The organism is Actinomadura pelletieri DSM 43383 (assembly GCF_003634705.1).
Classification (GTDB): Bacteria; Actinomycetota; Actinomycetes; order Streptosporangiales; family Streptosporangiaceae; genus Spirillospora; species Spirillospora pelletieri.
Genome location: NZ_RBWU01000009.1, coordinates 71,317 through 92,411 on the forward strand (window position 1 = coordinate 71,317; position 21,095 = coordinate 92,411).

Annotated in this window: 23 protein-coding genes; 15 read left to right on the plus strand and 8 right to left on the minus strand. The window is 72.1% G+C overall.

All coding sequences use genetic code 11. From position 1 onward, the window contains the following. Positions 1-741, minus strand: coding sequence for an MBL fold metallo-hydrolase (locus BZB76_RS33365; protein WP_121438437.1), 741 nt, complete (start codon positions 739-741; stop codon positions 1-3). Positions 742-937: 196 nt separating this feature from the next. Between BZB76_RS33365 and BZB76_RS33370 the strand changes: the two genes are divergently transcribed. Both BZB76_RS33370 and BZB76_RS33375 read left to right on the plus strand, forming a co-directional pair. After that, positions 938-1,681 (plus strand): peptidylprolyl isomerase, encoded by a 744-nt coding sequence (locus tag BZB76_RS33370; RefSeq protein ID WP_121438438.1) that lies wholly within the window; start codon positions 938-940, stop codon positions 1,679-1,681. 72 nt (positions 1,682-1,753) lie between these two features. Beyond that, positions 1,754-2,989 carry a DUF349 domain-containing protein gene (locus tag BZB76_RS33375; RefSeq protein WP_121438439.1) on the plus strand — a complete coding sequence of 412 codons (1,236 nt, stop codon included), beginning with the start codon at positions 1,754-1,756 and terminating at the stop codon, positions 2,987-2,989. 466 nt (positions 2,990-3,455) lie between these two features. Here BZB76_RS33375 and BZB76_RS33380 read toward each other — a convergent pair whose 3' ends face one another. The 4 genes from BZB76_RS33380 to BZB76_RS34445 form a co-directional block, all read right to left on the minus strand. Next, complete coding sequence (locus BZB76_RS33380; protein WP_121438440.1) at positions 3,456-4,022, minus strand: TIGR03086 family metal-binding protein; 567 nt, start codon at positions 4,020-4,022, stop codon at positions 3,456-3,458. Between the two features lie 60 nt (positions 4,023-4,082). After that, complete coding sequence (locus BZB76_RS33385) at positions 4,083-4,712, minus strand: DUF305 domain-containing protein (RefSeq protein WP_121438441.1); 630 nt, start codon at positions 4,710-4,712, stop codon at positions 4,083-4,085. Next, positions 4,709-5,338 (minus strand): DUF3105 domain-containing protein, encoded by a 630-nt coding sequence (locus tag BZB76_RS33390; RefSeq protein ID WP_121438442.1) that lies wholly within the window; start codon positions 5,336-5,338, stop codon positions 4,709-4,711. The genes BZB76_RS33385 and BZB76_RS33390 overlap by 4 nt, the downstream gene beginning before the upstream one ends. A gap of 98 nt (positions 5,339-5,436) precedes the next feature. Next, positions 5,437-5,874 carry a hypothetical protein gene (locus BZB76_RS34445; RefSeq protein ID WP_147449650.1) on the minus strand — a complete coding sequence of 146 codons (438 nt, stop codon included), beginning with the start codon at positions 5,872-5,874 and terminating at the stop codon, positions 5,437-5,439. A gap of 267 nt (positions 5,875-6,141) precedes the next feature. On the opposite strand from BZB76_RS34445, the gene BZB76_RS33400 reads away from it, so the two are divergent. The 7 genes from BZB76_RS33400 (at position 6,142) to BZB76_RS33430 (ending at position 13,438) form a co-directional block, all read left to right on the plus strand. After that, on the plus strand, positions 6,142-7,410 hold the full coding sequence (locus BZB76_RS33400; RefSeq protein WP_246007377.1) for a replication-associated recombination protein A: 1,269 nt from the start codon (positions 6,142-6,144) through the stop codon (positions 7,408-7,410). A gap of 97 nt (positions 7,411-7,507) precedes the next feature. Next, on the plus strand, positions 7,508-7,924 hold the full coding sequence (locus tag BZB76_RS33405) for a DUF948 domain-containing protein (protein WP_121438444.1): 417 nt from the start codon (positions 7,508-7,510) through the stop codon (positions 7,922-7,924). After that, on the plus strand, positions 7,921-8,268 hold the full coding sequence (locus BZB76_RS33410; protein ID WP_121438445.1) for a hypothetical protein: 348 nt from the start codon (positions 7,921-7,923) through the stop codon (positions 8,266-8,268). The genes BZB76_RS33405 and BZB76_RS33410 overlap by 4 nt, the downstream gene beginning before the upstream one ends. A gap of 2 nt (positions 8,269-8,270) precedes the next feature. Next, the gene (gene alaS, locus BZB76_RS33415) at positions 8,271-10,940 is read left to right on the plus strand and encodes an alanine--tRNA ligase (RefSeq protein ID WP_121438446.1); all 2,670 of its coding nucleotides are present in this window, start codon (positions 8,271-8,273) and stop codon (positions 10,938-10,940) included. 55 nt (positions 10,941-10,995) lie between these two features. Then, entirely contained in the window at positions 10,996-11,454 is a 459-nt protein-coding gene (ruvX, locus tag BZB76_RS33420; RefSeq protein ID WP_121438447.1) for a Holliday junction resolvase RuvX, read from the plus strand. Beyond that, on the plus strand, positions 11,451-12,614 hold the full coding sequence (gene mltG, locus BZB76_RS33425; RefSeq protein ID WP_121438448.1) for an endolytic transglycosylase MltG: 1,164 nt from the start codon (positions 11,451-11,453) through the stop codon (positions 12,612-12,614). The genes ruvX and mltG overlap by 4 nt, the downstream gene beginning before the upstream one ends. After that, positions 12,587-13,438, plus strand: a complete 852-nt coding sequence (locus BZB76_RS33430) for a shikimate dehydrogenase (RefSeq protein ID WP_121438449.1) — start codon at positions 12,587-12,589, stop codon at positions 13,436-13,438. The genes mltG and BZB76_RS33430 overlap by 28 nt, the downstream gene beginning before the upstream one ends. A 385-nt stretch (positions 13,439-13,823) precedes the next feature. On the opposite strand, the gene BZB76_RS33435 is transcribed toward BZB76_RS33430, so the two are convergent. Continuing rightward, on the minus strand, positions 13,824-15,200 hold the full coding sequence (locus BZB76_RS33435) for a prenyltransferase/squalene oxidase repeat-containing protein (protein ID WP_147449651.1): 1,377 nt from the start codon (positions 15,198-15,200) through the stop codon (positions 13,824-13,826). Positions 15,201-15,359: 159 nt separating this feature from the next. Here BZB76_RS33435 and BZB76_RS33440 point away from each other — a divergent pair, with 159 nt between their 5' ends. Continuing rightward, positions 15,360-16,061 (plus strand): HIT family protein, encoded by a 702-nt coding sequence (locus BZB76_RS33440; RefSeq protein ID WP_121438451.1) that lies wholly within the window; start codon positions 15,360-15,362, stop codon positions 16,059-16,061. On the opposite strand, the gene BZB76_RS33445 is transcribed toward BZB76_RS33440, so the two are convergent. After that, positions 16,037-16,975 carry a carbohydrate kinase family protein gene (locus tag BZB76_RS33445; RefSeq protein WP_121438452.1) on the minus strand — a complete coding sequence of 313 codons (939 nt, stop codon included), beginning with the start codon at positions 16,973-16,975 and terminating at the stop codon, positions 16,037-16,039. The two genes, BZB76_RS33440 and BZB76_RS33445, sit on opposite strands and share 25 nt — an antisense overlap. A gap of 8 nt (positions 16,976-16,983) precedes the next feature. Next, complete coding sequence (locus BZB76_RS33450; protein ID WP_170180884.1) at positions 16,984-17,478, minus strand: NUDIX domain-containing protein; 495 nt, start codon at positions 17,476-17,478, stop codon at positions 16,984-16,986. Positions 17,479-17,996: 518 nt separating this feature from the next. Between BZB76_RS33450 and infC the strand changes: the two genes are divergently transcribed. The 5 genes from infC to BZB76_RS33475 all read left to right on the plus strand — a co-directional run bounded on the left by infC (position 17,997) and on the right by BZB76_RS33475 (position 21,007). Continuing rightward, positions 17,997-18,527 carry a translation initiation factor IF-3 gene (gene infC / locus BZB76_RS33455; protein WP_281273942.1) on the plus strand — a complete coding sequence of 177 codons (531 nt, stop codon included), beginning with the start codon at positions 17,997-17,999 and terminating at the stop codon, positions 18,525-18,527. A 190-nt stretch (positions 18,528-18,717) separates the two neighbouring features. After that, entirely contained in the window at positions 18,718-18,912 is a 195-nt protein-coding gene (rpmI, locus tag BZB76_RS33460) for a 50S ribosomal protein L35 (RefSeq protein ID WP_067894345.1), read from the plus strand. Between the two features lie 69 nt (positions 18,913-18,981). Continuing rightward, entirely contained in the window at positions 18,982-19,374 is a 393-nt protein-coding gene (gene rplT / locus BZB76_RS33465) for a 50S ribosomal protein L20 (RefSeq protein WP_121438454.1), read from the plus strand. A gap of 35 nt (positions 19,375-19,409) precedes the next feature. Then, positions 19,410-20,225 carry a TrmH family RNA methyltransferase gene (locus BZB76_RS33470; RefSeq protein WP_121438455.1) on the plus strand — a complete coding sequence of 272 codons (816 nt, stop codon included), beginning with the start codon at positions 19,410-19,412 and terminating at the stop codon, positions 20,223-20,225. A 359-nt stretch (positions 20,226-20,584) separates the two neighbouring features. Beyond that, complete coding sequence (locus tag BZB76_RS33475) at positions 20,585-21,007, plus strand: STAS domain-containing protein (protein WP_246007375.1); 423 nt, start codon at positions 20,585-20,587, stop codon at positions 21,005-21,007. Positions 21,008-21,095: the final 88 nt, after the last annotated feature.

A 21,095-nucleotide genomic window follows, 5' to 3' on the forward strand; every position in this document is an offset into this window, starting at 1 on the left:
TCAAAATCCCTTGTTGGGCCCGTCCGCCGGAACGGCCGGGGCGTTCGAGGAGGACGAGCCCCCTGAATCGTCCGGCACAAGTCCGGTCAGGAACGGATTGGTCGCCCGTTCACGGCCGATTGTGGTCTGCTCGCCGTGGCCGGGCAGGACGGCCGTCTCGTCGGGCAGGGTGAGGCACACCCGCGACAGGCTCGCGAGGATCTCCTCGTACGAGCCGCCCGGCAGGTCGGTGCGTCCGATGGACCCGGCGAACAGGAGGTCGCCGCTGAACATCACGTCGGGGATCTGTCGCGTCCTCGGCGTCCGGAACGTCACCGACCCGGGTGTATGGCCAGGCGCGTGGTCGACGGTGAAGCTGAGACCCGCGAGTTCCAGCACCGATCCGTCGGTCAGCTCCCGCACATCGTCCGGCTCGGACAGCTCCAGGCCGCCGAACAGCTGCTGCCCGGCGGCGAGGGACAGGCCCTTGGCCGGATCGGTGAGCAGGTCGCGGTCGTCCGGATGGATGAAGGCGGGGACGTCCTTCGCCCCGCACACCGGCGCCACCGACCAGACATGGTCGATGTGGCCGTGCGTCAACAGCACCGCGACCGGCTTCAGCCGATGCTCGCGCAGGATCTCCTCGATCCCGGCCTCGGCGTCCTGACCGGGGTCGATGATGACGCACTCCTCCCCGGCGGCGGGCGCCACGACATAACAGTTCGCGGCGAAAGACCCGGCGGGGAACCCGGCGACGAGCACGGTCGTCCTTCCTTCGAACCATCTCTGTGGGCGTGTCCGAGGGTACCGGCGCGGCCATTGCCTCCGCGAACGAGATAGGGCGTCGCCGTGTCGCGAGACCCGGCGAAGCGCTCCCTGAAAGCGGAGGCGATTTTACGCGCGGGTGCCGCTACTATGCGCTGCACGTTCATCTGATCACACCGAAGGGGCCATAGACGTGGCGGGGAAGGACCGCAAGAAGCAGCTCGCGCGCCAGCGCTACGAGCGCCAGCAGCAGCGACGGGCCGAGGAGGCGGCGCGCGCCCGCCGACTCAAGATCATCGGCTCGGCCGCCGCGGTCGCGGTCGTCGCCGCCGGCGGCGGCGTGTTCATGGTCGTGACCGGTGACGAGGAGTCCACGGCCGCCGGACCGAAGTGCGACTACAAGACCGCGCAGGCCCCGGCCGCCAAGGACGTCGGCAAGCCCCCGGGCAAGCCCGCCTACACGGGCACCGTCCAGGCGACCGTCAAGACCAACCGCGGCGACGTGGAGATGCAGCTGTTCGGCGAGAAGGCGCCCTGCACGGTCAACTCCTTCGCCTTCCTGGCGCAGAAGAACTACTTCGACAAGTCGCCGTGCCACCGGCTGACGAGCGGCGGGCTCAACGTCCTGCAGTGCGGCGACCCCACGGGCAAGGGCACGGGCGGACCGGGCTACGAGTTCGACAACGAGAACACCAAGGGCGCCACCTACACCGAGGGCACGCTCGCCATGGCCAACAGCGGGCCCGACACCAACGGCAGCCAGTTCTTCCTCGTGTACAAGGACTCGCAGCTCGACCCCGACTACACCGTGTTCGGGAAGATCACCAAGGGGCTCGACGTGCTGACCAAGGTCGCCGCCGACGGCTCGGAACCGAAGGGCGACGGCGCGCCCAAGAAGAAGGTGGAGATCGAGGACGTGGCGATCGCCGGGAAATAGCCGAACGGGATACTAAGGTGTGGAGAGTCCGAAGGGCGTAGGTCTTTCGGATTCGCGATTCAGGAGGCAAGGGTGTCCAGCGCGACCGATCCCTGGGGCCGGGTGGACGAGGACGGCACCGTCTATGTCAGGACGTCCGGCGGCGAACGGGTCGTCGGTTCCTGGCAGGCGGGCGCTCCCGAAGAGGCCCTGTCCTACTTCAAGCGCAAGTACGACTCGCTCGTCACCGAGATCGGCCTGCTCGAACAGCGGGTCCGCACCACCGACCTGCAGCCCGCCCAGGCCCAGCAGAGCATCGACCGGCTCCGCGAGGCCGTCGCCGACGCCAACGCCGTCGGCGACCTCGACGCCCTCGGTCGCCGTCTCGACGGCCTCAGCGAACAGGTCGGGCGGCGCCGCGAAGAGGTCAAGGCGCAACGCGAGCAGCACCGCCACGAGGCCCGCGAGGTCAAGGAGCGGATCGTCGCCGAGGCCGAGCGGATCGCGGCCGAGGAGACCCACTGGAAGAACGGCGGCGAACGCCTTCGCCAGCTCGTCGAGGAGTGGAAGGCCGCCGACCGCATCGACCGCCCCACCGAGACCGCCCTCTGGAAGCGGCTGTCGTCCGCGCGCAACGCCTTCACCAAACGCCGTAAGGCCTACTTCGCCACCCTGGACGACCAGCGCGAGGAGGCCCGCCGCGAGAAGGAACGCCTCGTCGCCGAGGCCGAGGCGATGTCCGGCTCCACCGACTGGGGCGAGACCGCCGCCGTCTACCGCGACCTGATGCGCCGCTGGAAGACGGCGGGCCGCGCCTCCCGCGACGTCGAAGAGGAACTCTGGGCCCGGTTCAAGGGCGCCCAGGACGTCTTCTTCCAGGCCCGCAGCGCCGCGTTCGCCGAACGCGACGCCGAGTTCCGCGAGCACGCCGAAGAGAAGGAGAAGCTCCTCGCCGAGGCCGAACGGCTCCTTCCCGTCAAGGACGTCCGGCAGGCCCGGCAGGCCCTCCGCGGCATCCAGGAACGCTGGGAGGCCGCCGGAATGGTCCCCCGCGACCAGCGCGACCGTCTCGAAGGCCGCCTCCGCAAGATCGAGGAGACCATCCGCGGCGCCGAGGAACTCGAATGGCGCCGCACCAACCCCGAGGCCCGCGCCCGCGCCGAGGCCACCGTCACACAGCTGCGCAGCTCCATCGACCAGCTGGAGAAACGCCTCGGCAAGGCCCGCGAAGCGGGACGGGAGAAGGACGTCAAGGAGGCCGAAGAGGCCCTCAACGCCCGCCGCGCCTGGCTTGAAGAAGCAGAACGCACCCTCGCCGAATTCTCGTGATCTCCCAGGGGGGCGACCCCCTGGAACCCCCGTCACGAGCAGGTCGATCCTCACGCCACGGCGCGGGTTCGTGTGACCGTGCGGGTTTGTGGCGTGGCGCTGCGGTCGACCTGCTCGACGGTTCGCGCGACCTCCGGCGCTGAGGCGCCTCCGGCCGCGCGAACCGTGGGACGGCTGGGGCCTTGTTCAAGTGCGGGGGCGGCGACTCGGCCACGTTCGGTTCGAGGGGGCGGATCGCTGAAACGCCCGTTTGTGACGCGGGCGATCCTCACGCCGCGTGTGTGGTCTGTTGTGTCCGGTTACGGGTGTGTGTGGCGTCGCTGCGGTCGCCTGGGTCGGCGGTTCGCGCGGCCTGCGGCTCTGGGGCGTGTCCGGGCGCGCGAACCGTGGGGTGGCTGGGGCTTGGTCCAAGTGCGGGGGCGGGGACTCGGCCACGCTCGGTTCGAGAGGGCGTCCCCTGACGGGGTCAGGTGGGGGGTCTTCCCAGGAAGGCCAGGAGGCGGGTCTGTTCGTCGGCGCCGGGTGGGGGTGGGAGCGGTGGGGCCAGGTGGCCTCTGGCGCGTAGGGGGGCGGCGATGACGTGGGCCGTGGCGAAGGCGTGGTGGACGAGGTCCGGGTCCAGGCGGGACGGCTGGCCTGTGGCCTGGGCGAGGTCCCAGGCGTGGACGAGCGGCTCCAGGATGTAGCCGCCCAGGAAGTCGCCGAGCGGTAGTTCGCCCAGTCGGCCGAAGGGCACGAGGACGCGCAGGGCCTCCGCGGTCAGCGCGGCCGCGCATTCTTTGCGCGCCGACCGCCAGCACGTCAGGACGTCGCCGGGCACGAACCGGGCCGGGTCGTCGTTGACGTCCGGCCTGGGATCGCCGGCGGCCAGCGCCCGGATCAGGTGCTGTTCACCGGTGACGTGCCCGGCGACGTCCCGGGCGGTCCACCTCGCGCAGGGCGACGGCGCGTCCCAGCCGTCCCGGGGGACGCCCGCGACCAGGTCCTCGAAGAGGTCGAGGGACCGGTGGTAGCCGCTGAGGTCCTGAGCCATGGTGGCCAGTGACGCGCGAACCGACCGCCCTGTCAAGCGCTATCGCGAGAGTCGCCTCCCTCACGCCGCCGTGCCGCCGCGCTGCAGGAGCATCCTGTTCATCTGGGCGATCTCCGCGCGCTGGCCCGTCACCATCGTGCGGGCCAGGCGGCGCACCCGGTCGTGGCCGGTGCGGGCGAGGACCGCCTCCGCCATGGCGACACCGCCGCGGTGGTGCGCGACCATCAGCCGCAGGTACTGGACCTCGGCGGCGCGGCCGGACGCCCGCTCCAGCTCCGCGAGCTGCTCGCGCGTCGCCATGCCCGGCATCGCTGCCGCGCCCCGGTGGCCGCCGCCATGGCCGGACATCCACCGCATGGGGCCCGCCGGATCGGTCTTGGGCAGGCCCCACTCGTCCAGCCAGCCCGTCATCATGCCGATCTGCGCGGACTGGGTGTTGATGATGTCGTATGCCAGCAGCCGGACCTCGGCGTCGTCCGTGCCGTCGCGGACGAGGAACGACATGCGCACCGCCTGGGCGTGGTGGCTGCTCATGTCGCGGGCGAACCCGGCCTCCGGATCGCCGGTGCCGGGGTCGCCCGAACGGAACGCGGTGAGCGCCACCAGGACCGCGCCGACGAGGAGGACCAGGACCGCGAGGACGACCGTGATCCCGCGTTTGGTGGAGGCGGGGGGCGCGTGTTCGGTCATGGTGTGTCCTTGGCCCCGTCGCACGGCGCGCCGGGCTCGAGCGTCTGCGGGCCCTTCACGAAGGCGCGCAGGAACTTGTCGACGCGCGGATCGGACGCGTCGTCGATCTTGAGCTGGTTGCCCCAGGCGCTCAGCACGATGGGGCTGTCGAGGGACGGGTACGGGCTCATGAACGTGTAGTCGGTGCGGGTGACCTTGCCCTTGAGAACGTCGAGCTGGGCGGCGGGCAGGCCGGGGCGGTAGGTGATCCACACCGCGCCGTGCTCCAGGGAGTGCACGGCGTTCTCGTTGCGCAGCGCCGCGTCGTAGACGCGGCCGTTGCAGTTCTGCCAGGTCGGGTGGTGGTCGCCGCCCATCGGCGGGTCGGTGGCGTACTCGACCGGGGCGCTGGTGTGGCCGCTGTCGAGGTCGTCCTTGGTGACCAGTCCGGCGATGGACGGGCGGTCGTCGGCCGACGACGGCCTGGACTGGACGAACGCGTAACCGATCGCGATGACCGCGACCAGGCCGACCACGGTGAAGAAGACGATGGGTCCCCACGGCGTCTCCCGCTGGGTGAGCGCGTTCTGCCTCGCGCCGCGGGCGTTGTTGCTACGGGCGTTCTTGTTACGGGCGCTCTTGGACATGTGAGCGGTCCTCTCAGGGGCTGTTGCTGCTGGACATGAGGGCTGCGCCGGGCCGCGCACGAGCGCGGACACGGCGATGCGGCCTTGCGGCCGGTCCTCTACAGCCGGAGCACCTGGAGGGGAGGGCGGAACGCGGGCCTGGACGTTCGCCCGTCGGGCGGGGCGAGGGTCCAGCCGGCGCGGGCGGGCAGGCGCGAGGCGGGGCGGCGCGTCACGGCCGCCAGGCCGAGCAGGACGAGGGAGTACAGCACGGCGACGCACAGGCAGGCGTCCAGCGGGGGCCGGTCCTCGGCGGGCGCCGACAACGCCGTGTCGGCGGCCCTGTGAAGGTCGTGGAGCGCCGAGACCGCGGCGCCCGGCTTCTGGTCGCCGGCGGCGGACACGGCGGCCACGGGCACGCTGAAGGCGTGCTCGGTGCACATCTGGTCGGGCGGTCCATGCCTCAGCCCGTAGCTGAAGATCAGTCCGCCGACCACGAAGAGCATCACGAGCAGCCCTGCCGGGCCATGCCGTCGGCGGGGGGCCGTACCGGACACCGTCACACTCCTGGTTGCGTCTTTCGCGCCGTTCCAACGCTGGAGGACGGCGTCAGGTTCCCCGGGTTCCAGTTTCTCACGGCGTCGTCCTTCACCGAGGCCGGCGTTGTCCGTGCCCTTGGATAGTGTCGGAGCGTGACCAGCGGGGTGGAATCGGACGAGCCGGAAGGCCTGTTCGACGTGTCCGGCGCCCCCGACGCGCCGGAGCCGGGGCCGGGGCCGGAGGCGCCGGGCGGGGTGGACGCGCGGCAGCCGCTCGCCGTGCGGATGCGGCCCCGCGCCTTGGACGAGGTCGTCGGGCAGGGGCATCTCCTCGGCCCCGGCACCCCGATCCGCCAGCTCGTCGACCGGGACGTGCCGATGTCCCTGGTCCTGTGGGGCCCGCCCGGCACCGGCAAGACCACCCTCGCCACGGTCGTCAGCCACGTCACCTCCCGCCGGTTCGTGGAGATCTCCGCGGTCAGCGACGGCGTCAAACGGGTCCGCGCCGAGATCGACCTGGCGCGCCGCCAGCTCGGCATGGCCGGACGGCAGACGGTCCTGTTCGTGGACGAGGTCCACCGTTTCAACAAGGCGCAACAGGACGCCCTGCTGCCCGCCGTGGAGAACCGCTGGGTCTCGTTCATCGGAGCCACCACCGAGAACCCGTTCTTCTCCGTCATCAGCCCGCTGCTGTCGCGTTCGCTGCTGCTCACCCTGGAGCCCCTCGGAACCGACGACCTGCGCGAGGTGATCCGCCGCGCGCTCACCGACGAACGCGGCCTGGCCGGGGCGGTGACCCTCGACCAGGCGGCCGAGGACCACCTCATCCGCCTCGCGGGCGGCGACGCCCGCCGCGCCCTCACCTACCTCGAGGCCGCGTCGCTGGTCGTGGACGACGGCGCCGCGATCGACGTCGGCGTGCTGGAGAAGGCCGTCGACCGGGCCGCCGTCCGCTACGACCGTGAGGGCGACCAGCACTACGACGTGATCAGCGCGTTCGTGAAGAGCATCCGCGGCAGCGACGCCGACGCCGCGCTGCACTACCTGGCCCGCATGATCGAGGCCGGGGAGGATCCGCGGTTCATCGCCCGGCGGCTGATCGTGCACGCCAGCGAGGACGTCGGCATGGCCGACCCGACCGCGTTGCAGACGGCGGTCGCGGCCGCGCAGGCCGTCGAGTTCGTCGGCCTGCCCGAGGCCCGGATCAACCTGGCCCAGGCGGTCATCCACCTGTCCCTGGCCCCCAAGTCCAACGCGGTGATCACGGCCGTGGACGAGGCGCTCGGCGACGTCCGCAAGGGTCTCGTCGGGCCCGTCCCCGCGCATCTGCGCGACGCGCACTACAAGGGCGCGGCGAAGATCGGGCACGGGGAGGGCTACAAATACGCGCACAACCACCCCGGCGGAGTGGTGCGGCAACAGTACGCGCCCGACCCGGTGGACGGACGGGAGTACTATCGGCCGACCCGGCACGGCGCCGAGTCGCGGTTCACCGAGGTCCTCGCCCGGATCCGGTCCGTCCTGCGCGGCTCGGAGGGCCGTGATCGATCTTGACCGGCCGGTGTTCCCGCACAGTGCGCGGACGGAACGGTAAGGTCGGTCAGGCCATGTCCCGGCCCACGAGCCGGACTCGCACGAACGGAAAGCCCTGATGCTCACTGGTGGACAGCTCGCAGGTCTCATCGTGGCCGTGTTCTGGGCGGTGCTCGTCACGTTCATCGCGCTCACCCTGCTGAGGCTCGCCCGTCTCCTCCGCGAGGCGAGCGAGGTCGTCCGCGACTTCGGCGAACAGGCCGGTCCGTTGCTGGACGACATGACCAGGACGGTCCGCCGCGCCAACGAGCAACTCGGCCGCACCGACGTCATCACCAAGCAGGTCGCGGGCGTCACCCAGAACGTCTCCGCGGTCACCACCGTCATGTCGTCGGTGATGGGCGGGCCGCTGGTGAAGGCCGCCGCGTTCTCCTACGGTGTCCGCAAGGCCCTCGCCAACCGCGACGACGGAGCCCGCCGCGAGAGCGGAGAGCGCGCGCTCCAGGCCAGGTCCTCGGGCAGGGGACGCCGATGAGGCGGCTGTTCTGGCTCTCGGTCGGCGCGGGCGCGGGCGTCTACGTCTCGCATCGCGTCAAACGCCGCGTCGTGCGGTTCGCGCGTTCCTGGTCCCCGGAGGGCGTCGCGGCGCGCGCGGTGACGACCGGGCAGGGCGCGGGCTCGCGGCTGCGGCACTTCGCCGCCGACGTGCGTACGGAGATGCGCGCCCGCGAGGAGGAGCTGCGCGAGGCCGTCCGCCTCGACCAGGCCCCGCCGGACGCCGCCGTTCCCGGCCGCCGGGGCGCCCGGCCCCGCGTGCTCAGGGCGCGCTACACGATCATCGACCACAGCAACGACATCGACGACAAGGATGGCCACTGATCATGGAGTCGGCAGAGGTCGCACGCCGCTTCCTCACGTTCTTCGAGGAGCGCGGGCACACGGTGGTGCCCTCGGCCAGCCTGGTGGCCGAGGACCCGACCCTTCTGCTGGTCAACGCCGGAATGGTCCCGTTCAAGCCGTACTTCCTCGGCCAGCGGACCCCGCCGTCCCCGCGGATGACCAGCGCGCAGAAGTGCGTGCGGACGCCCGACATCGAGGAGGTCGGGAAGACCACCCGGCACGCCACGTTCTTCCAGATGCTGGGCAACTTCTCCATCGGCGACTACTTCAAGGAGCAGGCGATCCCGTTCGCCTGGGACCTGCTGACCCGGTCGCGTGCGGACGGCGGCTTCGGCTTCCCCGAGGAGAAGCTGTGGGTGACCGTCTTCGACGACGACGACGAGGCCGCCGGGCTCTGGCATGACAAGGTCGGCGTGCCGCTCGACCGCATCCAGCGGCGCGGCATGGAGGACAACTTCTGGTCGATGGGCGTCCCCGGCCCGTGCGGGCCCTGCTCGGAGATCTACTACGACCGGGGCCCCGAGTACGGCCGCGAGGGCGGCCCGGTCGCCGACGAGGACCGCTACCTCGAAGTGTGGAACCTCGTCTTCATGCAGTACGAGCGGGGGCCGGGGGACAGCAAGACCGACTTCCCGATCCTCGGTGACCTGCCCGCCAAGAACATCGACACCGGCATGGGCCTGGAGCGCATGGCGGCGATCCTGCAGGGCGTCGACAACATCTACGAGACCGACACGCTGTGGCGGATCCTGGACCGGGCCGCGGACCTGACCGGCTCCCGGTACGGCCGCGAGCACCGCGCGGACGTGTCGCTGCGCGTCATCGCCGACCACGTCCGCAGCGGGACGATGATGGTCGCGGACGGCATCCGTCCCGGCAACGAGGGCCGCGGCTACGTGCTGCGCCGCATCCTGCGCCGCTCGATCCGCAACCTGCGGCTGCTCGGCGGCGAGGACGCGGGCCTCATGCACGAGCTGACCGCCGTCGCGATCGCGGCGATGGGCGAGCAGTACCCCGAACTCGTCCGCACCGCCGCGAACATCCACACCGTCATCGACGCCGAGGAGGACTCGTTCCTCGCGACGCTCCGCACCGGCACCGCCATCTTCGACACCGCGGTGGCGGAGACCCGGCGGTCCGGCGGCGCGACGCTCGCCGGTGAGCAGGCGTTCAAGCTCCACGACACCTACGGCTTCCCGATCGACCTCACCCTGGAGATGGCGTCCGAGCAGGGCCTCCAGGTGGACGAGGAGGGCTTCCGGCGGCTCATGCGCGAGCAGCGCGAGCGCGCCAAGAAGGACGCCCGCGACAAGCGGACCGGCAACCTGGACGTGTCCGTCCTCGACGAGCTGCTCACCGGCGCGGGCGGCAAGGTCGACTTCATCGGCTACCGGCACCTGCTCGGCGACGCCCGCCTCGTCGGGCTGCTCGTCGGCGGCGCCAACGTCCCCGCGGCGGGGGAGGGCACCGACGTCGAGGTCGTCCTCGACCGCACCCCCTTCTACGCCGAGGGCGGCGGGCAGCTCGCCGACCACGGCCTGATCAGGCTCGGCAACGGCGCCGTCATCGAGGTCACCGACGTCCAGTCGCCGCTGGCCGGGCTGATCGTGCACCGTGGCCGCGTCCGCAGCGGCGAGGCGCAGGCCGGGGACTCCGCGCACGCCGAGGTCGACGTGGAGCGGCGCCGGGCGATCTCCCGCTCGCACACCGCGACGCACCTCGTGCACGCCGGGTTCCGCCGCGCGCTCGGCGAGTCGGCGGCGCAGGCCGGGTCGGAGAACTCGCCGGGCCGGTTCCGGTTCGACTTCACCGCGTCCGGCGCCGTCCCGCCGAGCGTCCTGCGGGACGTCGAGGACGAGGTCAACGAGGTCCTGGTCGGCGACCTGGACGTCCGCGCGTTCCACACCTCGATCGACGAGGCCCGCGCGATGGGCGCGCTCGCCCTGTTCGGCGAGAAGTACGGCGACGAGGTCCGGGTCGTGGAGGTCGGCGACTACTCCCGCGAGCTGTGCGGCGGCACCCATGTCGCCCGCTCCGGGCAGCTCGGCCTGGTCAAGGTGCTGGGCGAGTCGTCCATCGGGGCGGGCGTCCGCCGTGTCGAGGCCCTCGTCGGCATCGACGCGTTCCGGTTCCTGGCCCGTGAGAGCGTCCTCGTCGCGCAGCTCGCCGAGCAGATGAAGGCCCGCAAGGAGGAGCTGCCCGAACGCGTCGCGGGCGTCGTCTCCCGGCTCCGCGACGCCGAGCGGGAGCTGGAGAAGTTGCGGTCGCAGCAGGTCCTCGCCATCGCGGGGTCGCTCGCCGACGCCGCCAAGGACGTGCACGGCATCGCGTTCGTGGGGCACCGCGCCCCCGACGGCACCGGCGCCGACGACCTGCGCAGGCTCGCCGTCGACGTCCGCGGCCGGCTCACCGCCCGGCCCGCCGTCGTGATGGTCACGGGCGTGCCGAAGGACCGTCCCGTCGTGGTCGTCGCCGTCACCGACGGCGCCCGCGACCGCGGACTCAAGGCCGGCGCGCTCGTCGGCCTCGCCGCGAAGGCGCTCGGCGGGGGCGGCGGCGGCAAGGACGACCTCGCCCAGGGCGGCGGCGCCGACCCCTCGGCGGTCGGGGACGCCCTCGCCGCCGTCGAACAGGCCGTAGGGGCCGCGTGAGGCCGGGGCGTCGGGGCAGGAGACCGGGACCGGGCCGTCGGACGGGGGCACGGCGATGAGGGACGGCGTCCGGCTGGGCGTTGACGTCGGAAGCGTGCGCATCGGGGTCGCGCGGTGCGACCCCGGCGGGCTTCTCGCCACCCCGCTGGAGACCGTGCGGAGCGGCAGGGGCGACATCGCCCGGATCGTGGAACTCGTCGCCGAGCACCAGGCGATCGAGGTGGTCGTGGGCCTGCCCACGTCGCTGTCGGGCAGGGAGGGCCCGGCGGCGCGGTCGGCGCGCGAGTTCGCGGCGCGGCTCGCGGACCGGCTCCCGCCCGAGACGGTGCGGCTGCACGACGAGCGGCTCACCACCGTGACGGCCGAGAGCGGCCTGCGGGCCGGCGGGGTGCGCGGCAGGGCGCGGCGCGCGGTCGTCGATCAGGCGGCCGCGACGGTGCTGCTCCAGGCGGCACTTGACGTGGAGCGGTTGACGGGGCGTCCGCCAGGCGAGATCGTCCGGGGAAGCTCATGAACGACTTGGACCTCTTCTCAGACCCGTACGGCAACGACGGACGGCCGTACGACGAGCGGTACGGCAGACGCGACCAGAGGCGCGTCCGAAGACGGCAGAAGCGCCGTAGGCGCAACGGCCGTGCCGCCGCCCTGTTCGCCATGGCGTTCCTCGTCGCGGTCTTCGGCACCGGCGGCGTCCTCGGGTACGCGTGGCTGGACAACAAGCGGAACCCGCCGGACTACGACGGTCAGGGCACGGGCAGCGTCACCGTCCAGGTCAAGGACGGCGCCAGCGGCTCGATGATCGGCGCGACGCTGGAAAGCCACCGCGTGGTCAAGAGCGCCCGCGCGTTCGTGAAGGCCTACAACAAGGAGTCACGGGCGCCCAGCATCCAGCCCGGCTTCTACCAGCTGCGGCTGCGGATGTCGTCGGCCGCGGCGATCGCGCTGCTGCTGGACCCGAAGTCCCGGGCCGGCAACCAGATCACGGTGCCGGAGGGCAGGCGGGCCATCGAGCTGTACGAGCTGCTGTCCGAGAAGACCGGGATCCCCGTCAAGGAGTTCCAGGCCGCCGCGAAGAAGCCGGAGGCGCTCGGGCTGCCCCCGTACGCCCGCGGCAAGGTGGAGGGCTACCTCTACCCGGGGCGCTACGACCTCGACCCGAACGGGACGGCGGAGCAGATCCTCAAGGCGATGGTGGCCCGCTTCAACGAGAAGGCGCAGAGCATCGACCTCGTCGGCAAGGCGCGCGAGGCGGGGATGAAACCGGAGACGGTCATCACCCTGGCCAGCCTGGTCCAGGCGGAGGGCGGCAAGCCCAGCGACCTACCGAAGATCTCCCGGGTCATCTACAACCGGCTGGACAAGGGCATGAAGCTCCAGTTCGACACGACCGTCCTGTATGCCCTTAAGAGGCGGACACTGACGGTGACCAACAAGGATCTCGAGGTCGACTCGCCGTACAACACCTACAAGTACAAGGGCCTGCCTCCGGGCCCGATCGCCAGCCCCGGACCGGACGCGATCGAGGCGGCGCTGCAACCGGAGGAGGGGACGTGGCTGTTCTTCATCGCCACAGACCCGACGAACAAGCTCACCGAGTTCGCCACGACGGAGGAGGAGCGGGTCCGGCTGGAGAAGAAGTTCCGGGCATGGCAGAAGGCGAACCCGGGCCAGTGACGTCGGGAACGCGGGCCGCTGTACTGGGCTCGCCGATCGCGCATTCGCTGTCACCGGTCCTGCACCGGGCTGCGTACGCGGCGATGGGCCTGGACACCTGGTCCTACGAGGCCATCGAGTGCGGCGAGGACGCCCTGGCCGGGCTGCTGGACGGCCTCGGCCCCGAATGGGCGGGGCTCTCGCTGACGATGCCCCTCAAACGCGTCGCACTGGACCTGGTCGACACGGTGTCGGACCTCGCCGTGAAGGTCGGCGGCGCCAACACGATCGTCCTGCGGGACGGGCGGCGCCACGGCGACAACACCGACGTGTACGGCATCGTCACGGCGCTGACCGAGGCGGGCCTGACGGCCCCCGCCTCCGCGGTGGTGCTCGGCGGCGGCGCGACGGCCGCGTCCGCGCTGGCCGCGCTCGCCGGGCTCGGCCTGGACGAGGCCGTCCTCGCGGTGCGGACACCGGACCGCGCCGCCGGCGCCGTGGCCGTGGGGGAGCGGTTCGGGCTCGCGGTCCGGGTCGTGACGCTCGACCGGTTCGCCGAGACCCTCCCCGCCGAGCTGGTGGTGTCGACGCTGCCCGGACGCGCCGCCGACCCGTTCGCCGAACCGGTGGCCGCCTCCGGCGCGGCCCTGTTCGACGTGGTCTACGCACCGTGGCCGACGGCCCTCGCGACGGCGGTCACCCAGGCGGGCGGCACGGTCGTCGGGGGGTTCCCGATGCTCCTCCACCAGGCCGTCCGGCAGGTGACACTGATGACCGGCCACGAGGCCGTACCCGTCGAGGCGATGCGCACGGCAGGCGAGGCAGAACTCAAACGCCGCACCTAGCCCTGTTCCGACGCACCCTCACCCCGCAAGCGAACGCGCGCCCTGGCCCCGGTGCAGCGAAGCCGAAGGCGAGCGAAACCGAACGGATCGCAAAGCGATGCGCGTTCGCTCCAGGAACGGTCACGCGGCAAACCGCAAGGCGAGCGAAGTGGGCCGGTTCTGCTATATACAGCGGCCTCAGCCCCGCGCGCGAACGCGTTACCCGCCCGGTGGAGCGATGCCGGAGGCGAGCGGAGCCGGGCGGATCGCGAAGCGATGCCGCGTTCGCCTCAGGAACGGTCACGTAGCGAGCCGCCAGGCGAGCGCAGTGGGCCGGTCCTGCAATCAACACAGCGAGCTGTAAGGCGAGCGGAGTGGGCCGGGCCTGCAATAAACACGCCTGTAGTTAACACACGCCGCGTGAGGTGCGGCGTCGTCGCATCGACTCGTTGACGCCGGTGAGGACGATCGGCAGGATCACGCTCAGCCAGAAGTCCTTCCACCCCCACAGGCCGACCGCGACGCCCGCCGCGCTGCACACGCACACCAGGGCCAGCAGGAACGCCGCCCAGTGCCCCCGGAGGAGCGAGACCGTGTCGACGAGCCGGCGGCGCGGCAGCAGCTCCTCCAGTGGCACCTCCCGCGCGTGGGCGCGCTGCACGACGGTGGCGTCCGGCAACCAGTGCAGGACGTCCGCGTTCCCGGCGAGCGGCATCCGGTCGAGCGCGACCAGCGTCTCCAGCCGCCACCACAGCGTCCACAGCGAGGTGCGCCCGGTGCCGGGCTGGCCGTTCCCCCGCCGGTCGCCGGCCTCGCCGCGGACCAGCGTCCGGAACGCCCGGGCGACGGTGGGGCCGTGCGGGCCGCGCGGGTCCCGCAGCAGCGCGGCCAGCGCGATCGGCAGCCCGTAGTGCCAGAGGGCGAGCCGCCAGACCGGTTTGGACCCCGAGCCGTGCGGCGAGACGTCATAGGTCTCGATCCAGGTGTGGTCGTCACCGGGGTCGAGATGCTCCAGGAGCCAGTCGTAGGCGTCCAGCAGCCGTTCGGACCGCAGGTCGGGCCGCGCCTCCGCCAGCGTCACCAGCGCGAACGCGGTGTGGGTGACGGTCGCCCTGGACGCCTGCGTCGGCCCCCAGCCGGGACGGCGCGCCGTCCGGTCCGCGGTCAGCCACTCCACGCCCCGGTCGACCGCCGGGTCGTAGGGGTTGAGCTGGCTCAGCGCGCGGAGCGCCAGGCACGTCAGCCACACCCGGGACTGGCAGCCGCGCAGCGACCCCCAGCCGCCGTCCGGGTTCTGGTTGCGCCGCAGCCAGTGGTAGGCGCGCCGCACGTCGGGGGCGTCGTCGCGCAGGTCGCAGCGGGCACGGGCGAGGAACCGCGCGATCCAGGCGGTCGCCTCCACCACCGGCATGCCGAGGCTGGTCTTGGTGGCCCAGCCGCCGTCCTGCAACGGGTCGTCGGAGCCGGCCTGCCGGGAGGCGAGGAACGCCAGCCCGTCGTCGAAGTACTCGAACGGGCGGCCGGCCTCCACGAACGCCAGCAGCCCGACGGCCGTCGCGGTGGTGCCCGGCTCGGGCCTCGTCAGCTCGTGGTACCAGCCGCCGCCCGTGCCGAGCGCGGGCGCGTAGGAGTCGCGCAGGACGTCGAGCGACTCCTCCAGCCGGGTGTGCAGGAGCGCGATGTCGATGGCGGGGACGTCGGGGACGGGCCGCCGTGACCGGGGCGGGGCGGCTGGACGGGGGACGCGGGGCACAGGCGCCGGGAGCGGTGGTATCTGGTTCACAGTTTCGCCTTCTGCCACTGGTTATGCCCGTATTTTCGATCCGCGTACCCCTTGGGCCTGAGGCAGCTATCCGTTTCCGCAGCGACCTGTGGCGGTCCGGAAGTCTCGTGCCGGGCACGTTGGAAGGCGACCGACCTCGCCCATGGACCTGGAGGAGGCTTGACCGAGCCGCCGGTGTGGACCGAGCCCCGTCACGACTGCGTCCTGTGCCCGCCCCTGCGTTTCCGGTTCAACGGAATGGCCGATCTGCCGGGAGAATCGGGCGTTATCGCACGCGACGCCGAATTCCTGTTGATCCCGGATCTGGCGCCGCTCGTGGAGGGGCACCTGCTCCTGGTGACCCGCGAACATCATCAGTGCGCCGCGATGTTCAACCCGCACCTGTGGACGCGGGCACGGCTGTGGCGCCGGCGTATCGCCGGCCTCTACCGCAGCGCCTACGGGACGGACGAGCTGCTGCTGTTCGAGCACGGGCCGGCCAGTCCCCAGGGCGGAGGCGCCTGCATCGACCATGCCCACTGGCACTTCATCCCCGGCACCCACGGCGTCCGCGCGCTGGTGGAGGCAGAAGGCCGTCGCGGCGCGCCCGCCGGTCACCAGGCACTGCGCGCCCACGTCCGCGCCGGCCGCTCCTACCTGCTCATCGAGGAGGGCGGCGTCACGACCGTCCATCCCGGCGACGGAGTGCGGAGCCAGTACCTCCGCTGGGCGGTGACCGCCACCCGGCGGAACGAGAAATGGCGCTGGCAGGAGACCTTCGGCCTTCCCGAGAGCAGGCGCCGTTTCTTCCGCACCCTCCAGGTCCTGCGCGCGGCGGACGCTCCGCCCGACGAGGATCAACTCTCGGACAGCCACCGGTAGAGCTCGGCCGCGGCGAGCCGATCGCCGAACCCCGTGCGCTCCGCGCCCTCCCGGTACCCGGTCGGGTACTCCACGGGAGGGCGTTCGCGCTGATGGACGAGCACATGCTCCAGGGCCGTCGGGCCGTGGCGCAGCAGCCACAGTGGGCTGCCCGGAACCGTCCGGTCCAGTACCGGCAGCAATTCCCGCACGTCGTCTCGTCGGGTCGGCGCCGGGCGTCCGAGCAGCCGTGCCAGCGTCGGGGCCTCGGAGATCACCAGGTCCGCCAGCGTCAGCATCGGCAGCACCGCGTCTGCGGGGAGCCGTGCGTCCACGTCGTGCGGGACGAGGTCGAACGCCACCCGCGTCCCCGCGTCCCTGGCGATGCCCGCCGCCGTGTGCAGCGCCGCCCGCGAGACCGGCGACAGCAGCGAGTACCCGTCGGTGACCAGCACGTCCGAGCCCGCGATCGCGGCCGCCGCCGAGCGGACGTCCGGCACGCGGAGCCGGCGGCACGGCGGCTCGTCATGCACGACCAGCAGCCGCACGCCCCGCCCGCCGTTCCCCGGGTCGTCGCGCAGCATCACCGACACCCCGTTCGGCGTTCCGGGTTCGACGCACAGATGGTCGTCCGCGCCGATGCGCCGCAGCTCCCGGCGGATCGTCCGCGTGTGGTCGTCGTCGCCGATCTTGCCGAGCACGCCCACCCGGTGGAAGTAGCGGGCCGCGGGCCGCGCCAGGTTGACCGCCGTTCCCGCGACGACCGCCCGTGCCGGTGCGTAGGCGAGCCGGTCGGCGCGCACTTCCGCGAACCGGACGTCCGGGAGCGTCGCGCGGACCTCGATCCCCACGTCCCCGATGACGAGCAGCGAGAACCGGCGCTCGGCCGCGCCGTCCAGACCGGGCCACCGCGCCGGAGAGGGGGACCGCGCCATGCCCGGAGTCAGCCCGGCGCCAGCAGGAACGCGCGCATGACCGGGCGCAGATCCGGGATCAGGTCATAGGACCCGACCTCGGACAGCGCCACCCACGCGCACCTGTCCAGATGGTCGCCGGCGTCCTGGTTCTCCAGGCTGACGTCCAGCGTCACCGCCCGGCAGCGCCGCGCCGCCGCCACCACGCGCACCTGACCGCCGCCCGGGGACCGCCGGTCGGGCATGAACCACTGCCACAGATGGAACGGCGCGCCCGGCTCGATCTTGAGGCCGACCTCCTCCCAGACCTCGCGGCGGATGTGGTCGTCCAGGTCCAGGTCGTCGTCCACCTCCAGCCGCCCGCCGGGCACCTCCCAGCGGCCCGGATGGCACGGGTCGGACGCGGACTTGCGCACCAGCAGGAGCCGCCCGCCCGAGACGATGAACGCCTTCTGAGCGAACTCCAGCCTGATCGGGGACGAGGTGGTGAGGGGGCCGGTCGCGCCGGCCTCGACCGAGGGCATCGCGGGAACTACCTCCCTGGTGCCGGCCCCACCGGGCCGTCTTCGCATCACCGTAACAGGCATGGACCGCGCTGCCGAGGGCACCGGCGAGACAGACCATCATCACCCCGCCCACCGGCCCGGGGAATGGGCGGCCGCCCCGGGGCGTTGACGTGAGCGGCGTACCCCAGGTGACCTCAGGAGGCAAGCCCCCCGGCATGGCGCACGATATCGCTCATTGGTGGTAGTCTTGTTGGCCGACCGGCCCAGCGCGCCACCGAGCATCGGAGAGCGCGCCGGGCGCACAAGCGGAGGCCACCTCCCACCTGACCGGCCGCGAGGCCGGGGGGTAGTTCGGTCCGGCGGACGGGCGTTCGACGCTCGTGCCGCCGTCGTTCCGGCGGCCCGGCCGTCCTGGAAGACCGAAGGTGGCCCCGTACGTGAGTCGTGCGGGGCTTTCTCTTGAAAGCCTTGGGGTACGACCGGTCCAACGAACGTGAGAACGGCCCCAAGGAGGTCCCATCAGCGCCGAACCGCGTATCAACGACCGCATTCGTGTGCCCGAGGTCCGGCTCGTCGGCCCGAACGGCGAACAGGTGGGCATCGTGCCCATCGCCAAGGCCCTCGAAATCGCGCGTGAGTCGGACCTCGACCTCGTCGAGGTGGCGCCCACCGCGCGTCCGCCCGTCGCCAGGCTCATGGACTACGGAAAGTTCAAGTACGAGTCCGCGATGAAGGCGCGAGAGGCGCGGAAGAACCAGGCGCACACGGTCATCAAGGAGATCAAGCTCCGCCCGAAGATCGACCCGCACGACTACGAGACCAAGAAGGGTCATGTCGTACGGTTCCTGAAGGCCGGGGACAAGGTGAAGGTCACGATCATGTTCCGTGGTCGTGAGCAGTCCCGTCCGGAGCTCGGTTACCGGCTGCTGCAGCGGCTCGCCGACGATGTCGAGGAACTCGGCTTCGTCGAGTCGCGGCCCAAGCTCGACGGCCGGAACATGATCATGGTGATCGGTCCGCACAAGAAGAAGGCGGCCCGCGGTCAGGAGACGTCCGGGACCGCCTGAAAGGCCGACCGGGACCGGCCGCGCGGCGGCCCCGAACCATCCCGCGACCGCGCGGGACGAGCGGGGTCGCGGCGCACGTACATTGAAGCCTGACCCGGCGCGTCCACGACCTGCCGTGTGATGCGCCGATCAGGCGTGTCCCCGTGCGCGTCCGCACGGGGCCGGAACAGTTAGGGAGACGACGGCGACCATGCCGAAGACCAAGACCCACAGCGGTGCCAAGAAGCGCTTCAAGCTGACCGGCACCGGCAAGGTGATGCGCCGCCGCGCCAACCGCAACCACCTGCTCGAGCACAAGCCGTCCAAGCGGACGAGGCGGCTCGACGGCCCGGCCGTGGTGGCCGACGCCGACGCCAAGAACATCAAGAAGCTGCTGCGCAAGTAGCACTCGACCCCAGACATCAGCGACCGGCCGAGGCCCGACGGCCCCGGCCCCCACGAAGGAGTTCAGCACGTGGCACGCGTGAAGCGGGCGGTCAACGCCGCCAAGAAGCGTCGGGTCGTCCTTGAGCGGTCGAGCGGCTACCGCGGCCAGCGTTCGCGTCTGTACCGCAAGGCCAAGGAGCAGCAGCTCCACTCGATGACGTACGCCTTCCGGGACCGCAAGGACCGCAAGGGCCAGTTCCGTCGGCTGTGGATCCAGCGGATCAACGCCGCCGCCCGCGCCAACGGCATCACCTACAACCGGTTCATCCAGGGCCTGAAGGCCGCGGAGGTCGAGGTCGACCGCCGCATGCTCGCCGAGCTGGCCGTGAACGACGCGCCCGCGTTCGCCGCCCTGGTCAAGGTCGCCAAGGACGCGCTGCCCGCCGAGGGAAGCGCGGCGGACAACACGGAAGCCGCCTGATCCGGGCCCTCCCGGACACGGGCGAACACAACGATATGGCGGGCCGCGAGCTGACCTCCGTCCGATCACCGCGGGTGAAGGGCGCTCGCCGGCTCGCCAAGCGGGCCTTCCGCCGACGCGAGAACCGGTTCCTCGCCGAGGGGCCGCAGGCGGTGCGGGAGGCGCTGGCGATCCCCGGCGGCCTCGCCGAGCTGTTCACCACGGCGGAGGCCGAGGCGCGCCATCCCGACCTGATCCTCGCCGCCGAACGCGCCGGCGCCCCGGTGCTGCGCGTCAGCGGCGAGATCATGGCCGAACTCGCGCAGACCGTCACCCCGCAGGGGCTGCTGGCGGTCTGCGGGTTCGTCGACGTCCCGCTGGCCAGGGCGCTGGAGTCCCGCCCGCGGCTGGTGACCGTCCTCGCGCACGTCCGCGACCCCGGCAACGCGGGCACGGTGCTGCGCACCGCCGACGCCGCCGGTTCGGAGGCGGTCGTGTTCACCGACGCGTCCGTCGACCCCTACAACGGCAAGTGCGTGCGCGCCTCGGCCGGAAGCCTGTTCCACCTGCCGGTCGTGGTCGGCCCCCGGTTCGACGCGCTCATCCCCGAGCTGCGGCGCACCGGCCTGACCGTCCTCGCCGCGGACGGCGGCGGCGACCGCACCCTCGACGACGCCATCGACGGCGGACTGCTCGCCCGCCCCACCGCCTGGGTGTTCGGCAACGAGGCGTGGGGGCTCCCGGACGAGATCCTCGATCATGTCGACGAGGTCGTGCGGGTGCCGATCCACGGCCGCGCCGAGAGCCTGAACCTCGCCACGGCCGCGGCCGTATGCCTGTATGCCTCGGCCCGCGCACAGCGCGGAACATGACGTCCGCGGCCATGTCGGTCACGGTGTTTCGGTGCGATCCGTGATCGGATGGCCGCAATCGGTCGCCTAATGCGCCGCTCGCCATCCGGTGAGCTGCGAAGATGGTCACCGCGCGGACGGCGGGCCGGGGGGGTCGGCCACCGCGCCGGACTCGTTCGCAGGTAGGAGCGGATACAGGCCGGACGAGGGATCCGGTCGGCTCGTTTCGCGGCCTACCGTGTTGATCAGTGCGTTGACCAGGGCGGAGACGTTGCCGCAACGAATTGGGGGCGAAGGTGATGACCGACCACACCAGGCCGGCGAGAAGGCCGGGCCGGCGGGGGCCGGAGGTGAGATGCCGGACCGTTCCGACCGCTCCCGTGTCCGCCGAGCACCCGGTGCCGGTCGCGGCCCCCGGCGTTCGGGAGCCGGCCGCCGCGGACCCGCTGACCGTGGAGATCGCCCGGGTTCGGGGCGACACGGCCGTCGTCGCGGTGGCCGGTGAGATCGACCTGCGCACCGCCGACACGCTGTGCGCCCGCCTCGTCGAGATCCACGGCGAGGGGTCGCGCCGCATCGTGGCCGACTTCGCCGGCGTTCCGTTCTGCGACGCGGCCGGGCTCGGCGCGCTGGTCGCCGCGCACAACCGGATCTCGGTGTCGGGCGGTGAGATCGCGCTCGCCCGGGTCCGTCCCGCGCAGGCGCGGCTGCTGAGCATCACCGGGCTCGACCGGCTGTTCGCGGTCCACGCGGACGTGACCGGCGCGCTCGCCGACCATGACCCGTCCACCACGTCCCGGTGAGCTGCGCGAAGGCTACACATGCCTTGCCGCGAAGGGCTTTCCGGGTCCCGTAAGGCGTCCGACTGCGGCTAGAGTCTCTTCTCGACAG